Consider the following 16,257-nt stretch of genomic DNA (forward strand, 5'->3'; position numbering starts at 1 on the left):
CATTGCTAGTGTTTCCCTTTTTGTGTATCTGTTTTATCTTCTTGGCAAAGCAGGTGAGCGAATCCCGCGCTGTCACTTTTATCGGGCCAGAAACGTGCTTCTAGCTTTACTGCATGTACGCTGTGGTTCATACGCAGCGCGATGGCGCCCTCAATTATCAAAGTCCCAGATTTTTTATCCGCATGGATGATTGGGGCCGTTGTATTCAAGAAATAGTCAGGATTTTTTACGGGCGTCGATGATGGGATTTCGGCCAGCTGTTTGTCGCTCACGTCGGCAACCATAATTTGCCCTTGCGGGTCGCCGGGGCGATAGACTGTTAAAGTCCATTGGTAGCGAGATGAGGTTTCGTCATAACCCGGAAGGGCTATCCGATAAACAATATATTCTCCAATCCATATTCGACCTCTTTTCCAGTCCGTCTGGCCATCCACGGGAAATGGGGCATCCCCTTTGAGATACAGTTCAGTCTTTACCTCGATCTCAGCTGTCATCCCGAGCACTGCGGCATTAAGAGCCCCAACGGCAGTATCGAAGTCTGATTCTGTGGTCCATCGTCTATGTTCGCTTGGTGAACCCCATCGACTGTATCGAGCCCACATTTCGAGAGACGATGATTTAGCTTTTCTTGCCTGGCTAGCCAAGGCATATGCAATCAACCCTAGAGCTATGGCGATACCGACAGGCCCTAGCAGACTCGCTTCGAACGCAATCGCTCCGAAAATTCCTGCGACCGAAGAGATAGCTGCGGTTGCTGTAGCAAAGCCATAAAGAACATGAGATTTCGCATCTCCGTCGGATCGTGCACGCATGGCGGCGAACATATGTTGGGCTCCATCCATTAGCCCCGAAACCGCCGCGATAGCGCCTCCGAATTGCGCGATACGAAGCCCAAGCATGACGGTCTTCGCACCTCCTCTCGCGTGAACAGTGATGGTCATATCCGGCCGCAGTAATTGAATCCCCACGCCAACGACCTCCACGCCCGCACCCATCACCCCAATCGAGGATGACCACACGGCCGCCAATGCCTCGGCACTGCCACTTCCGGGCGTGGTGTGCAACGCGGCATAGTTTTTCTGCAGGCTGTCTTGCTGAAACCACAGGCTGCCGAGTCCAAGCAGCAGATTCGCACCTGTAGGTGCTGCTGAAACGACTGCAGTGCGCATCTTCTGCATCGCTCCCTTGGCGAGATCTCTCGCTTGCTCAGCGCCAATCGCGAGCGATCCCACCATTTGAACAGCGCGGTTCTGGAGCGTGGCAGCGCCTACCCTTACGTTGCGAACGGCTCCGCCGACGCCTTCAGTGGCGGTGCGTCGCAGCTCTTCAAGACGTTTCCCTAGCTCCTCGGCACTTTCCAGCGACCAAATTATCAAGTCGATGGCCTTGCCGTGGTTGCCGGGAACCGCAATGGCAATGAAGCCGCTCACCACCATGGCGCGAATCTTTTTCGCTGCCGGCTTGCGGAAGTTCTCGTCAATGTGCGCGACGAACTTATCAATGCCTTCCTGCAGCGTCTCGTTGAGCAGCGAAAGATACTCGCCGAGTTGCAGGGATACGATGATCTGAGTCACGTGCTGACCCGAATATCGGAGGAAGGCTGCACTGTGCAGATGTCCGACCAGCGCGTGCGTTTGGGAGGCTAGTTGCTGTCCCAACGCGTTACTGGCGTTGCCCATGGCGGCAAGCATCTGTCCGATGGCCTCTTGCACGGGCGCGACCATCAGAGTCTTGCCTTCTGCTGTACCGATGACGGTCTTGATGGTGTCGTACGCCTTGCCAACGTCATTGCCCGTCAGCGCGGTTTGCAGCTGGTTCAGCAGAGCCATGTCCTTCGCCACCAGAGCCTGATACAGGTGGCTCTCTCGATTTTCCAACTGTGCTTTCCACAGCCGTTGCGTCGCGCCCAATTTCTCATCGCCTTTCTTTATGACTTCCGTGGGGCCACCGGCAAGGCAAAGCGCGAGCATCCGGATAAAACCCTCCGTCGAACGCCAGGACGTGGCGCTGTAGTCATACTGGACGGCAAGCTGGAAAGGACTGGATAGGTATTCTCTGGCGTACAACTCGCCAACTCGGTCGACAGCCTTTTGCCAATTGTCCTGCGCGGCCAGATAGGTTTCCTCGAAGGTGGCTCGAGCCCGCTCGTCGTAGCGCTCCTCTAGGCGTTCTTTTGCCTCGTCCTGTTTGTTCTTTGCTATGCGCTCGGCTTCTCCTGGGATATGCACCTGCGGATAGCCCACCTTTAGTCCCGCGATGCTGTTGTTGTGCCTACGACGATTCTCTTCCGCTGCCTGCGCCTCTTCCTCTGCTTCCGCCTTAGCCCAAACGGCCTGCAGTTCCTTGATGCCAAGCAGCGCCTGGGAAGTAAAGAACTCAAATCGTCGCTGCGGCTCGGCGCGCCACTCCTGCATCTCTCTAAACAAATTGAGGCGTTGCGCATTGCACTCTTGCACCACGCCGATTGGATCGGGCAGAACCAACGCCAGGACGCCTTTTGGAAGTTTTTCCCGCTGAACGATGGTCCGGACGTGGCCTTCCGTTGCCCCAAGCCGATGATTGCGCGAGTAGAACCCGTGAACGCTATCGAAATCGCCGGGGCCGACCTCGGCATACTCCAACACGGAGTCCAACCCAAGGTTGTCTTCGGTCATTGCAATACCGACGCTGGTCGGGTCGTCGCGTGCGCTTTTCAGATCAAGCTTGTAGAAGCGGTCCTTCGGATCCGGCCCGCCGGCGGCCTTGCCACACAAGTATTGATTCAGGACACTCTCGGGCCAGGGATCATTTGCGATGGCGATCCATGCGGTTGAGAATTTCCCGGTGTCGATATTGATAAAGGATGCGGGGACGTCGTGATCCTTGTTGACGCAGTCCTGGCTCAGGGGGCTGGGCTCATCCCGTGGGACTTGATAGGGACGAAACTGGCGGAGCGCGCCTTCAGGCGTAACCTCGTAGGCCTGCCACTCCATCTCATCAAGCAGTACATAAAGGTATCCCTGCCGCAAGATGCGAGGCTGGTCCAACTTCATCTGAACCGTTGCTGGCTTGTCGCTGCCGTTAGGCTGTTGGCGGTATGTTTGTCCGGGTGCCGGCGCGTACGCGGCGCGCAAAGGAAGAATGGGTAGGCCAGTGCGCTCGCATGCTTTGCATGCGTCCGTCGGATTGGGCGCAGCATGGCTGATCGTTCTGCCCAACGTCGTGCTGATGCTCATGAATAGTTCTCCGTCCTGGGCAATGAGGCAAAAATTCGCTTCCACGCGGCGTTGTCGTACGCTTGGAAGCAGTCTTCCAGAGCGTGTTTGCCTTTGACTGCGTCAAGAATGTCCCGTTGGATGTCTGGATGCTTGGGCAGTAGCGGGTGAACGCAAACCCGATACAGGCTGAGCGCGAAGATGTCGCGCTCATTCCGCAGTCCTAACTGTTGGGCGTCACGGATCAGCCGAAAGGCATGCACACCCGCCTGCGGGGGTAGAGGACTCGAGCCATTCCAGCGCCATGGTGCGAACGAAAGTGCCTGACCTTGGGCTAGCCGCCACATGCCAAGAAAGTCACTCACCAATTGCGCCGCATGCTGGGTATGGCGAACCAATTCCGTGTAATCCTCGCTTGCCGTCGCCGGCTTGCTCCGGAGTACGGAAAAGCTCCCCCAGCTTGTTGGGAACAACCAGGCACTGATCGGCGCGAGCATGGCCCCCGCTTGGGGGCCGAGTGCGCCGGCCAACAACTCCAGACGCACGGGTTCGAACCACGGGGTTGTCGCTTTTCGTACGCTGGACGAGGTGATTCGGCATTGTGTGGCAATGTGGTGTGCAGTTGGCCCCAGGCGTTCTGGGCTGGCCAGCCACCCGCAGACATAACGCTTGCCGTAATCGAGGTCTTCCTGCGTCTGGAGCGCACTGAGTTCCAGGAGACGCTGCGGTGCCGCAGCCCCGGGAGTACCAAGCTGCACCAGGGCTGGACAGAGCCCCGGCGCGTGCGCCAGGTCTGGCCTCAAAACGCGGGTCACCGCGTCTGTGCCCAGCTCGTGCACCAGTGACTCGATGGCTAACGGCCGCGTCGTGCCGCATGCTGCCAACGGGTCAACAAGCAGATAGAGATAATCGCCAGGCGAGCGGATTTGCTCGGCGAACGTGACGACAGGCGCCGCAATCATCGGTTGCGCTCCGCACAATCCGCGTCCAAGCCTTCAAACGCAACCCCGGACAGGGCGAGGGTGTTACCACCGCCACCCCCCTTCTGGCTCATAGGCCCCTTGATCACGATGGCGATCCCGTCAAGCGTGATCCCCGACCCATCGATCCGTATCGTTCCCCCCGGCCCTTTCAACGTCAGGCTCTCCGCCGCCTGCACCTCATAAACCTTCGTACGCTGCAGGATCGCCTCCCCGGCCTGCAATTCCGAGCGCCCCTCGACCGTATGCTCCTGATGCCCGCCAATACTTACCCAATGATTCGCCGCGGTCTTATCGCGGCGGTTATTGCCCACTTCCTCGGTACGGTCCTTGGTGGTGTAGATCGTGTGATTGCGCCCCACGGTCAAAAAGTCATCCCGCCCGATGTCGTGCCGCCGGTCCTGGCCGATGTTGACCTGCTCGTCGTTGCCCACCGTCTCCTTGCGGTCGTGGCCGATGGTGATGGTTTCATCGTTCTCGACCTGCTCGCTGCGGTCGTGCCCCACAAACGTCGACTCGTCGTTGTTGACGTGGATGTTCTGATCCTTCTGCGCGTGGACGTAGATTTCTTCCTGATCCTTCTCATCCTCGAAGCGCAGTTCGTTGTACCCCTCGCCTTTGTGGGTCTTGCTCTTGATCGTCATTCGCGTCTTGTGGCGCGGCAGTTCGTAGGGCGGCAACTGCAGGCGGTTGTAGACGCGGCCGGTGATCACGGGCTGGTCGGGGTCGCCGTCGAAGTAAGAGACGATGACTTCCTGACCGATGCGCGGGATGGCCATGTGGCCCCAGGTGGCGCCGGCGATGTTCTGCGAGACGCGAATCCAGCAGGAGCTGTACTCGTCCTCCTTGCCGAGCCGGTCCCAGGGGAACTGGACCTTCACCCGGCCGTATTCGTCGGTATAGATTTCTTCATTGGGCGGGCCGACCACCACAGCGTTTTGCGGACCGTCGATGCGGGGTCTGGGTAGCGGTTCCGCGCGCCATTCGGCGTCGTCCGGGACCAGCTCCGCCTCGTAGCTGTAGTGCGTTCCCAGCTGGGCTTGTGCGCTTTCCTCGGCCTGACTTGTGTGCTGGATGCCACGGTGGACGATGCGCACCGGGCGCCAGCCGCGGTTCAGATCTTCGCGCGGATGACCGGTCAGGCTAAATGAAATGCCCGGCTGGAGCCGCGGGTCATCGCCTTCAACGAAAGCGACGCGCGAATCGTGGCGATGGCCGCGCAGGCGGTTCTCGGCGAACGGTCTGCCGGCTTCGTCGAACTTGGCGCGCGCCGGGTAGTCATAGCGTTCATAGCGGCGGCCCTGATGGTCCAGATCTCGTCCGTCACGGCTGTGCTGGTGGGTGTAGCGCGGATGGTGAAACGTGTAGTCGCGCTGGGTCTGGCGCGCGGTGCGTACGTTCTCGGTGTAGGAAAATCGCCGCAGCGCTGGCTGCGGCTGGTCGCCGCCGGGTGTGGGGTTGTACAGCACCGGCTCGTCGCCCACGCGGCCGTGTATGAATAGCCGGTCGCTGTGGACCAGTTGATGGCCTTCGGCACCATGACGGAAGGAATAGAAGAAGCCTTCCTCGCGCATGATGCGCTCGACAAAGTCGTAGTCCGTGTCGCCCGCTTGCACGCAGTATTCGCGCGCCAGATGTTCGGTGGTGCCGCGCAGTTCGTAATCCTGGGTAAGACCATGCGCCTTGAGCACCGCCTCGGTGATTTGCGGCACGCTCTGGCGTTGGAAGATGCGCCAGTCGGAACTGAGCTTTAGCCGCGCCAGGCGCGGCTCGACAATCGCCGAGTAGCGCGTACGCCGAAAGCCCGTGTCGCCCTGGACGAACGACGAGACCGCGCCGTGGACGTAGCGAACGGGCGCGGCGCCGTGCCAGATCGTAAGCAACGCGGCGCGGTCCAGCACCACGCCAAAATCGATGGCCGGGTTGCCGCTGGCCAGGTCCACTTCCAGCAGGAAGGTCTCGGACAACCCCTCCTGCAGCGTGAATTCGACGACCTCAAAGGACTCGTCGCCGATGGCGAATGTAAAGCGCAGATCAGATTGCGTGGGCATGGTGTCTTTATCTCCGTTTCGGTGCGAGCCGGGTCACTGCTTGAGGATGCTCTCTAGCGAATCCAACACCATCTGCGTGGCGGCGCCGAGTTTCAGGGAGAAGTACAGATAGGCGCCGGCGATAACGGCCGCCGCCACCGCCCAAGGCGTCCACAGCGGCCACTGGCGGTGAAGCTTGCGACGAAGCCTGGCGATGTTGGCGGGTGCGTCCACCAGCCGCTCGGGCGCGTCTCCTCGCAGTTGCCGAAGCTGCTCATGCAGCTTGGTGATGATGGCGTTGAGCGTGTCTTTGTTGTTGTGCTGCTGGCCATACTTGCCCTGGTATCCCAGGCACAGGCACAGATACTTGAACTCGAGCGCATCGCGGTACTTGGCCGCGTCCATTTGCATGCGCGCCAGCACCGTGAAGAACTTCTCGCCGCCCCAGGTTTCGTTGTGGTGGTAGCTGAGCAGTGACCGGCCCTTCCAGCGCGATCCCACCCCCCACGGCGTGGCCATCACCGCCTCGTCGATGAAGGCGCAAAGGGCATAGCGGAATGACAGCTGCGTCGCCCCGTCGTAGCCAAGCTGCCGGACTTCTTCGGACAGCGCAGTGATATGGTCCCGGACGTTCTCATAGAGCCGGCTGACCTCTTCCTGCGGCAGGTCCATCATGCGGCGTAGGCGAATCACCAGACCGAAGAGCGGTTGGGCGATGTCCACCAGCGGGTTGATGCTATGGCCACGCAATTGAAACTGCAGGTCCTCGTCCGCATTGATGCGAAAGACGCCGTCGTACAGGACGCTTTCTGGGTCACGAACGATGGGCTCACGCGGCGCGCGCATGAAGTCCTCGGGCACCTCGGGCAGGGCGGAACGATTGGAGGGCTTGTCGGTACGGTCGTTGCCGACCACCACGGTTTGGCTCATCTCATTGACTCCGAATGGCCCAGAACTGCAACTCCAGCTCCGGGAAGTCGCCGGTGATGTGGAAGCCGAAGCCGGTTGACCCTTGTGGCATCAGGCGCTGCCAATGCGGATGGGACCGGTCGAGCTGGAAGTAGGTGAAGCCGGCATGGAAAGGCAGATGGCGCGGCGCGACGGGCAATGTCATTAGCGGAACGCCGGGCAACTGCAGGCGGATCAACTCCTGCAGCAGTTGATGCGACGCCACCTTGGCCTGGCGCACGAACTGTTGCCGCATCTGCTCCAGGGGCATGCGCGCACGGACCGCCAGGATGAAGTCGGCGCTTTGCAGCAGGCTGGGGTCGTGAATTTGCGCGGTGTAGACGCCGTGTCCCTGCATGTCCAGCGGTAGCGACACGGCGCGGGGCTGCAGCACGGTGCTGAGCACGCGGCGCAGGGTTTCCTTCAGCATGCGGAACGAGGTCTGCGGCGAGTCGTGCTGATACGCGGGATAGTCCTGCGGCAACCGGCCCTCGTCGGTGAAGGTGGTGAGTTCGCCGCAGGCTTGACCGCACGCCAGATACGCATCGACCGGACGGACGTCCGCGTCGCGGGCCAGATGCCGGAACAGATGCTGCCAGCGGTTCAGCGACTGCAGCAGGTTGAAGTCGGTGATATCCGCGACCCCGGATTGGCCCGGAGATCCGATCCGGTGCGCGATGCTTTTCGCGCGCTCGTGCATCAGCGCGGCGATCTCTTCCATGAAATGCGCCAGCGGCCGAATGGCCTGCAGATACATGCCCGTGATGTGAAAGTCGCTGTCCAGCAGCAGGCTGCCATCGGGGCGGCGGTCCAGAATGCGGGTCAGCGCCAGACCGGTGAAAGCGCTGCGGTCGTCGCGCTCCAGCGCCAGTTGCAGGTTGGGCACGGCCAGCGCGATGGGCGTGTGATTGCCCTGATGGCTATGGGTGTCGCGGATGTCTTCCGTGCGATGGATGTAGCGGGCGTTGCCCAGCGTATCGGGCCAGCGGACCTCGGATATCCCGTCGGATCGCAGCGGCAAGGTCAGATACACCGTCTGGTTGGCGGCGGTCGCATCCAGAATCGACAGCGGTTCGGGTGGCGGCTGGTCGTGCGGGATGTTGAAGGCGGTGCCGTCGGGCATGATGCCGCGGGCCCGCACGATGGAGATCTTGCCGAACGACAGGAACTCCTGATTCAGCTCCAGCTCGGAAAAGCCGTAGCAATATCGGCTGCCCATGCGCACGTTGATGTAGTGCTCAAGGTATCGGTCTGTCTGCTGGAAATGCTGGGGTTTGACGAATTGCCCTTCGCCCCAAACGACGGGATTGCGGCTGGTCATGGCTGTTTTCTCGCTTGATTGCGCGGGCGCGGAGCGGTCCTTTCGGGCCGGTAGTTTTCGTCGGTGATGGCGACGCGCGTGTCTTGCAGGGTGACCAGCAAGGCGTACCTGCGGCTGCGCGGTTCCACCCGGAAGACGTCGTACCAACGTTGCGCGTCGGGTGCGTTGAAGGCTGCGACGACGGCGACGTAATGGGTGTCTTCGTCCAGCTCGTGATAGTTGATGAACTTGAATTGGCCGGGCGCGAGCATGTAGTCGTCGGCCGTGATGTAGGTGCTTCCTAGCGCCTTCTTTGGGGCGTTGCGGACCAGGTCGGGGTCGGCGTTCTCCAGCAGTGAATCGTCCTTGAGCTGAATTACGCGAAAGGCGATGGGCGTGGCGTTGACGTGATCCTGGACCGCAAGCGCCGCTGCGGGCGCTAGGGGCACGCCATCGCGATACTGGCCCAATGCGACATCGAGGTCGGGGCTGGTCGCGCCAACGCCAATCTCCGCAGCCGAATCCTGCGCGTCTTCACTTTTGCGCAAGTGCCATTGCACAGGGAAGGGGGCTCGGCTCGTCGCCACGCTGTCTGCCCACAGGCGTTCAAGCGCGGGACTGACCGCGACGGAGCGCGGCTTGAATGTTTTGGTGAATCCGGACCTGACCAACGTATTCGGCCGGTCTTCAGACGCCGCCGCCGTAGAGGCCTCTTGATGCAGGTGGTCGAGCAATGTCTGCAGACTGTGGACCAGGTCTTCGCGGGATTCGCCCTGCACATTGACCGAGAACGACCGGTCATCCGACACAGCCGGGGCCGGATCGACGTCCGGCTCGGCGACGGGATTGGGATTTACGTCCTTGGCGGCGTACAGACTCAGCGCCACCTGCGTCGGCTGATCTTCGGGCGGGCCTACCTGAATGCTGGGATCCATCAGGACCTGACCCGTCTTCGTGAGCACGTTGCCGACCGTGGTGCAGCCGGACAGCAACGCCCCGATGCACAAGAGTCCAACTGCTGGCCTCATGGCTCTTCCTTGCGCAGCGCCTGGTCGTAGGCCTGATCAAAGACTTCCCAGAACAGTTTGTCGAACCCCTGCTGCCGGCTGGATTTGAGCTCTTCGTAGTAATGCCGGTACATCTGCCATGCCCAGTCTCCGGGCAGTGCCTCGGAGTGCTGGCCGGACCGGTACCGGGCGAAGCGGCGTTCAAGCTGGTCGGGCGCGAATGCCTGCAGCAATGCGTTCAGGCCCGCGGTAACGGCCTTGAGCATGGCACGATGCTGTTCACCGATCTGCTCCAGCGATTCCTCGACGGCGGCGGTGGGCGACAGGTGAACCATGCTGCGGTCCCGAGAAAAAAGCGCGCGCACGGTTTCCGGGTAGGTCTGCGCGAGGCGCAGCGGATTGTCTTCGATAGGCTGCAGGGTGCGTTTGGCCAGCGCCAGTCCCTGGCCTTCCGGTGTACGGTGCAGCGCGGCGAGTCCGCGGATGAGCGCGGCGAGGGTGGTGCCGGCCTCGAACAGCAAGGCATGCGCGGCGTGCGGGTCCAACGCTCCTACCGGCGCGCCCAGACCCTCGACCAGCGGCCCCACAAGGCCCGCCGCATCGCCAGTCTGACTGAACTGACTCTGGATCCATTGATCGGATGCGCCAGGGGCTGCAGAAGAAGGGGGGGGTCCCGACATGGGGCGATCTCCGAAGGCATGCAAAGGGGAGCCGGATACGGCTTCGAATCGGGTGGTGGACAGGTCGGCCTGCGCGGCCAATTGGGTTTGTCCGTAGTGCCGGGAATCCAGCACAGCGGCATCGCCGGACGAGGCGGAATCCGAGCGAGCCGCCTCTTCAAGCGCCAGCAAGGGATCCAGGCGTCCCTGCGACGGCGTCTCCGACAAGGCGTGGAACTCGCGCCAACCATGCTCGTCGGCCTGGTTTGGCGTAGGGACATCGTTGCGGTGCTTGGGAAGGGCGTCGATAGGTTCATTCGACGTCCCCAGCAACTCGGTCACATCATGTTCAGCCAGATGCCGGGCAGGGTCTGGCAGGTTGTAGGTCTCGTCATCCAGGTTGACCGTCAGGCGATAGGGACCGACATGAAGGATGTCTCCCCCGCGCAGCCGGGCGCCGACAAGTGCGCCCAGCGGATCCGTCTGGTCGTTCACTCGCGTCTGGCCGCAGCGGTCAATGACGAAGTAACTGCCGTCCTCGTAGCGAACCTCGCAGTGAATGGACTGCACGCGGCCAGACCGGTCATGCAGGATCCAGTCCGCCCCGTTGGCGCCGATCGTGCCGCCAGCGGTGTCAAACATGCACCGGGGCTGGCTCCCTTTCTGCAGGACTTGCGGGTTATCGACCACCAGGGCGAGACGATGATTGGAGGATGTCGGTTTCATGTGCGCAGAGTGACTCTGACGGGCGGCGGAAGGGGCGTGGCCGGCTGTTCGAGAAAGCTGGTCCACCCCAATTGGGTGCCGTCGGCGTGCCGAAGATTGAAGGGAGGAACTTCGTCCTGACGCAGGCCAAGTTCGAGGTCGCAGGGCACCGGGTCACGGAGCAGGAACACGACCAGCTGGCGCAGGCGCTCGAAGTTTTCGCCTGCCGGCAGGAATTCCCGGAAACGGTCCTGGCTCAGGCCCGATATCACGATGACGAAGCTGCAGTGCCGGGTACGGACGCTGTCGCCGATCTGGAAACTTTCGCTGAGCTGGCCGTTGCGCCGGCCGAGCCGGATGCGGTCGGCGTCGTCGATGAGCGTGTGGCGCAGTTCGAAATCGCGGATCTGCACGTCCTTCAGATCGAAGCAATGCGCGATCAGCCCGGCCAGCATGGTCGGCGAGCGGCTGCGCAGGACCACGGCGCCTGCGAAGCTCAGCAGCCGGCTCCAGGCGATTGGCGTGTCGCCGCGGGTCGCGTCATGCTTCAGGCCGATCAACGCGAAGATCCGCCGCGAGAACTGATCGTCCGCACCGCGCCGGAAGCGGATGTAGTACCGGTACTTGCGCCAGGCCTGGTGCAGCAGCGTCAGCAGGCGATGATTGAAGAAGTCCAGGAATGCCGGGCGGATGCCCACGCCTTGGCCGGCCTCGTAGGCCAGACGGTCCAGGTAATAGCTGGGCAGCGGGGAATCCGTGCCGTGCATGCCGAAGAACGTGGCCTGCACCCGGTACTGGTGCGGAACGTGATTTTCCAGCCGTTCGGCCAGGGCGACGTCGGAGGCCGGAAAGCCAAGCCCGGCGTGATTGCCGAGCAAAACGCGCTGGTGATCGGCATCGAAGCTGTCGGGCGATTCCAGATCGTCCTCGTGCAGCGCATGCAGGCGTTCCAGAAGGCAGAAGAAGTCATGCCTTTTGGCCTCGGCCAGCAATGCGTCGCTTAGATCAGGGGCTGCGTGCCGCTGCGCATGGGCCATGCGTAGTGCTCCTGATTGGTGGAGTTGATCGCTTCCAGCACGTGGAACGACGACAGGCTGGCGTACAGCGACAGGAAGTGGCTGAGCACCGTGCCGAACAGGTAGAGATCGCCCTCGCAGGAGAAGCCGTTCTGGTCCAGCTTCAAAAGGGTGCGGGTGCCCCGGATCGGCAGGCCCTTGTACATCCGGTCAATGGGCTTGCTGACCACTTCCTGCAGGCCGTCCAGGCGCTTTTGCGTGGTGCGGGCGCGCTGAATATCGTGGTGTGCCGAGAAGTCGTAGTTGCCGATGATCGCCTTCAGCGGTTCGGCCGACAGCAGCGACAGGTAAGTGGGCGAGAGGTTGGAGATCAGGCTCCAGTGCAGATCGCCATCCAGGACCGGACGGTACGGCGGCGTGGGCGTGGTCAGGTTTCTGAAGCGGACAAACGCCGGGGTGTCCCGCAACCCCTCGCGGATATCGCCCACGCCCAGCGCCAGCGGGTAATCGCGGTTGGTGCACGTCAGCGCGAGCGACACCGTCTCTTCCCGCCCGATGTATTGGTGATCGTCTCCGCGCACGAAGGCGATGCGGTGCTCGACGCCGGAATCGACCAGGGATGACGACAGGCGCGTGCGGTAATACAGCGTGGTGCGGCCGCGTTCGTGTTCGATCTGATGGCGCAGCGATTCGAAGGGTTCGTAGGTGCGCAGCCATTCGCCGGGTTGCGCGCTGTCGCCGTTCTTCCATCCATCGACCTTGTCGATACTGAAGATTTCGTACGCATCGGCCCGCTGCCCGCCGGGCATGAGGCGGTGCTCGGCAGCCTTGCCGGTCAGGCGGATGGGTTCGGCATCGTGTTCGAACAGGTTTACCGCGGGCGTGCAGTACAGCGCGATGTCGCCCTTGCGTACGCGCACGTCCGCCGGCATGGGCCGCGTGAAGTGGAACTCGATGCGCACGTTTGTCGTGGGCTGGTCCGGCCAGAATTCGAGCAGGTTCGTCAGGGAGAAAAAGTAGAAGCGCCTGGGAAAAAGAAAATATTCCTGGAGGATGCGGTAGCCATCCATGGCGTTCTTGGGGTACGGCAGCAATGCAGCGTCGGAATGGAATCCGGGAAAGCCGATCTGATTGACCGGTATGTGGCGCACCGTACCTGCGGACTCCATGCGGATCTCGCCCAGGTACTTCGCCAGCCACAGGTAGAGCGTCTGCGCGCTGTAATCGCTGCCGCTCAGATAAAAATCCAGTTTGTCGCAGCCAAAGGTGTTGGGCGGGTTCTGGCTCAGGGTGGCGAGGTCGACGCGGACAATCGACTTTTCAAGCGAATGGCCGTCATTGACGTCCGCAACGTCGAACGGGAATATCAACACGTCCTGGCAGGTGCGGAACCGGCACTGCACGCCGTCCACGGGCCGCGACTGAATGCCGGTGCCGCGCGGCACGGTCTGGCGGCCGGTGATGGAATGGTCGGTGGGTTCGAACTGCATGATGGTGGCGCTGGGCAGCGGCCGCAGATAGTTGGGCCATAGCATCTGCAGCATCGAATGCGTCAATTCAGGAAAATCGTCCTCGATCTTGAGGCGCAGCTTTGCGGTCAGGAAGGCAAAGCCTTCCATGAGGCGCTCGACGTCGGGGTCGGTCGCTTCCTCGCCAAGAAACGGCGCCAGCTGCGGGTTGTTGCGTGCGAAGACGCGCCGCAAGCGGCGCAGGTAATCCAGTTCCTCGCGGAATTTTCCCTTCAGTGGCATCCGGTCAGCCTCCCATGGCTACGTGCTAGGTCACCCTGACCTGTCGGCCTTGATGGTGAAAGAGCAGGCTGATTTCCACCTGCTCTTCCAGGTTGTTCACCGGCACCCGGCAGACCAGCCGAAAGCCGAGGTTCAGCGACGCGTCCGTCCCGGGAAGCGGTCTGACTTCGACAACGCGCGCGCGTGGCTCGTAGGCGGCCACCGCGGCGTGGATGTCCAGACAGACCTGTTGGCGCAGGTCGACGGCGCCGATGGCCGCGTCGTTCAGATCGCGCAATCCCAAGCCAGGGCTGCTCTGCGAGCTGCCCTGGCGGGAATTGAGGATCCATTCCAACTGGCGCTTGATGGCGCGGATACGCTCGGCCGCCATTTCCTGGCGGGTGCGGGTGCGCCGCGGCGGAAGGTCCGGATCGAGGCGTTCGAACAGGCTTCCGCGCCCTGGGGACCGGGGCATGGCTCAGCTCCCTGTCAGTCCTTATCCAGGCGGCCGACCAGCGACAGTTCGAAGCTGGCGCCCATGTACTTGAAGTGCGGGCGAACCGACAGCGCAACCTGATACCAGCCAGGATTGCCGGCCACGTCTTGCACGACGACCCGGGCGGCGCGCAGCGGACGGCGGCTTCGGACGTCGCTGGTGGGGCTTTCCTGGTCGGCGACATACTGGCGCAGCCAGTTGTTGAGTTCGCGCTCCAGGTCTTGGCGTTCCTTCCAGCTGCCGATCTGCTCGCGCTGCAGCACTTTGATGTAGTGCGCCAGGCGATTGATGATGAACATGTAGGGAAGCTGCGTGCCAAGCATGTAGTTGGTCTGCGCGGCCAGGCCTTCGGGCGTCTTCTGGAACACCTTGGGCTTTTGCACCGAGTTGGCCGAGAAGAACGCGGCGTTGTCGCTGTCTTTGCGCATGGTCAGCGGAATGAAGCCTTCGCTGGACAGTTCGAATTCCTTGCGGTCGGAGACCAGGACTTCCGTGGGGATCTTGGCCTGCAGCTGTCCCAAGGATTCGTACAGGTGCATGGGCAGGTCTTCCACCGCGCCGCCGGACTGCGGGCCGATGATGTTCGGGCACCAGCGGAACTTGGCGAAGCTGTTGGTGACGCGGCTGCCCATCAGGAATGCGGTGTTGCCCCACAGGTAGTTGCGGTGATCGCCGTCGATGGTTTCTTCGTAGGCGAAGCTGCGCACGGGGTTTTCCAGCGGGTCGTACGGCTGGCGCAGCAGGTAGCGAGGCATGGTCAGGCCCAGGTAGCGCGAGTCTTCGGATTCACGCAGGCTGCGCCATTTGGCAAAGCGCGGGCCTTCGAAGATGTCTTTGACTTCCTTCAGGTTGGGCAGCTCTTCGAAGGATTCCAGATTGAGCATTTCGGGTCCGGCCGCGCCAAGGAAGGGCGCATGCGCCATGGCGCCGACGGAGGCCAGGTAGCCCAGCAGCTTGATGTCGGGCGCGGAGGGACCGAAGTTGTAGTTGCCGATCATGCAGCCGATCGGCTGGCCGCCGAATTGGCCGTAGCCCGCGGTGTACACATGCTTGTACAAGCCGCTGCGGGTGATGTCGGCAGCGCTTTCAAAGTCTTCCAGCAGTTCGTCCTTGGTGACCGGCACGAACACGACCTGGATGTTTTCGCGGAAGTCCGTGCGCTGCACGAAGTCGAACAAGGCGCGCCAGATGGATTCAAGCTGCTGGAATTCCGGCTGATGAAGAATGGCGTCCATTTGCTTGCTGAGCTTGCGGTCGATCGCGGCAAGCATCTGGTCCACCAGTTGCTTGTTGATCGGTTGCTCGCGGGAGTCGGACTTGAGCATCTCGGACACGAATGCGGCGACACCGCGCTCGGCGACCGCATAGCCCTCCTGGCTGGGCTCGATGCGGGTCTGGGCCATGATTTGCGCCAGCAATCCCCCTGGGGGCTGGCTGGCGGCGTGTTCCTGGATCTCGGCGGTTTGGGCTTTGGTCATCGGTGCGTCCTTGAAAACCTGAAGAGTGCGGTTGAGACGGTGCCGGGCATCACGCCTGCGGCGCCGCCAGGAGTTGGTCGAGTTCCTGGGCCAGCTTGCCGCGTGCGCTGTCGTCACCCAGCAGGGTCTGGATCTGCTTGCGGAACGCCGGGATGTTGCCCATGGGGCCCTTCAGCGCTACGAGCGCTTCGCGCAGTTCCAGCAGGCTCTTCAGTTCGGGGACCTGGCGGGCAATCGCGTCAGGACCGAAATCCTTGATGTTCTTGAATTGCAGGTTGACGCTGAGCGTGTCGCTTTCGCTGCCTTCTTCGAGCGTGGCCGGGACGTCGACTTTGAGGCTGAGGCCGGCTTCGGCCATGACTTCGTTGAAGGTGTCCTTATTGATCTGGACAGCGGGGCGATCTTCCAGCGGCGTTTCGTCGGCATGCCCCTTGAAGTCTCCGAGCACCATCACTTTGAGCGGGAGTTCAATTTCCTCTTGCTCGTCGCCTGTGGCGGGGATATAGCGGATATTGATCCGTTCTTTTGGTGCAACTGAACCGACTTTCGATGCCATGGGTCACTCCTTTTAGATATTCAAACGACGCTAGCGCATGGAGATATGAAGCAAAAAAAAGCTGCCTATTCTGATCCGCGGGTTAAAGCTTCGAACATATGAAAAGTTCGAAAAAGCTGTTGCGATTGTTCGGATTCATATGGGAAATATGCGCGGCA

Annotated in this window: 12 protein-coding genes; all 12 read right to left on the bottom strand. The window is 61.6% G+C overall.

The window, feature by feature from the left end; genetic code table 11:
- Window positions 1-5 precede the first annotated feature (5 nt).
- From HV681_RS06075 to tssB, 12 genes are read right to left on the bottom strand one after another with little or no spacing between them, the layout of a single operon-like run.
- Window positions 6-3,215 carry a T6SS effector BTH_I2691 family protein gene (locus HV681_RS06075; RefSeq protein WP_175122229.1) on the bottom strand — a complete coding sequence of 1,070 codons (3,210 nt, stop codon included), beginning with the start codon at window positions 3,213-3,215 and terminating at the stop codon, window positions 6-8.
- On the bottom strand, window positions 3,212-4,156 hold the full coding sequence (locus tag HV681_RS06080; RefSeq protein ID WP_175122230.1) for a hypothetical protein: 945 nt from the start codon (window positions 4,154-4,156) through the stop codon (window positions 3,212-3,214). The genes HV681_RS06075 and HV681_RS06080 overlap by 4 nt, the downstream gene beginning before the upstream one ends.
- Window positions 4,153-6,225, bottom strand: a complete 2,073-nt coding sequence (locus HV681_RS06085) for a type VI secretion system Vgr family protein (RefSeq protein ID WP_175122231.1) — start codon at window positions 6,223-6,225, stop codon at window positions 4,153-4,155. Before HV681_RS06085 ends, HV681_RS06080 begins: the two co-directional genes overlap by 4 nt.
- Window positions 6,226-6,258: 33 nt before the next feature.
- On the bottom strand, window positions 6,259-7,134 hold the full coding sequence (gene icmH / locus HV681_RS06090) for a type IVB secretion system protein IcmH/DotU (protein ID WP_175122232.1): 876 nt from the start codon (window positions 7,132-7,134) through the stop codon (window positions 6,259-6,261).
- A gap of 1 nt (window position 7,135) precedes the next feature.
- Window positions 7,136-8,473: a type VI secretion system baseplate subunit TssK gene (gene tssK, locus HV681_RS06095; protein WP_175122233.1), complete on the bottom strand. Its 1,338-nt coding sequence runs from the start codon at window positions 8,471-8,473 to the stop codon at window positions 7,136-7,138.
- Window positions 8,470-9,480, bottom strand: a complete 1,011-nt coding sequence (gene tssJ, locus HV681_RS06100; RefSeq protein ID WP_175122234.1) for a type VI secretion system lipoprotein TssJ — start codon at window positions 9,478-9,480, stop codon at window positions 8,470-8,472. Before tssJ ends, tssK begins: the two co-directional genes overlap by 4 nt.
- Window positions 9,477-10,844, bottom strand: coding sequence for a type VI secretion system-associated FHA domain protein TagH (tagH, locus tag HV681_RS06105; RefSeq protein ID WP_175122235.1), 1,368 nt, complete (start codon window positions 10,842-10,844; stop codon window positions 9,477-9,479). Before tagH ends, tssJ begins: the two co-directional genes overlap by 4 nt.
- Window positions 10,841-11,860: a type VI secretion system baseplate subunit TssG gene (gene tssG, locus HV681_RS06110; RefSeq protein ID WP_175122236.1), complete on the bottom strand. Its 1,020-nt coding sequence runs from the start codon at window positions 11,858-11,860 to the stop codon at window positions 10,841-10,843. The genes tagH and tssG overlap by 4 nt, the downstream gene beginning before the upstream one ends.
- The gene (tssF, locus tag HV681_RS06115) at window positions 11,824-13,590 is read right to left on the bottom strand and encodes a type VI secretion system baseplate subunit TssF (RefSeq protein ID WP_175122237.1); all 1,767 of its coding nucleotides are present in this window, start codon (window positions 13,588-13,590) and stop codon (window positions 11,824-11,826) included. Before tssF ends, tssG begins: the two co-directional genes overlap by 37 nt.
- A gap of 25 nt (window positions 13,591-13,615) precedes the next feature.
- A complete protein-coding gene (gene tssE / locus HV681_RS06120) occupies window positions 13,616-14,044 on the bottom strand; it encodes a type VI secretion system baseplate subunit TssE (RefSeq protein ID WP_175122238.1) in 429 nt (142 codons plus the stop codon).
- A gap of 14 nt (window positions 14,045-14,058) precedes the next feature.
- On the bottom strand, window positions 14,059-15,543 hold the full coding sequence (gene tssC / locus HV681_RS06125) for a type VI secretion system contractile sheath large subunit (protein ID WP_175122239.1): 1,485 nt from the start codon (window positions 15,541-15,543) through the stop codon (window positions 14,059-14,061).
- Between the two features lie 49 nt (window positions 15,544-15,592).
- On the bottom strand, window positions 15,593-16,099 hold the full coding sequence (tssB, locus tag HV681_RS06130) for a type VI secretion system contractile sheath small subunit (protein ID WP_105240884.1): 507 nt from the start codon (window positions 16,097-16,099) through the stop codon (window positions 15,593-15,595).
- Window positions 16,100-16,257 lie beyond the last annotated feature (158 nt).

This window comes from Achromobacter animicus, from assembly GCF_902859585.1.
Lineage (GTDB): Bacteria > Pseudomonadota > Gammaproteobacteria > Burkholderiales > Burkholderiaceae_B > Achromobacter > Achromobacter animicus.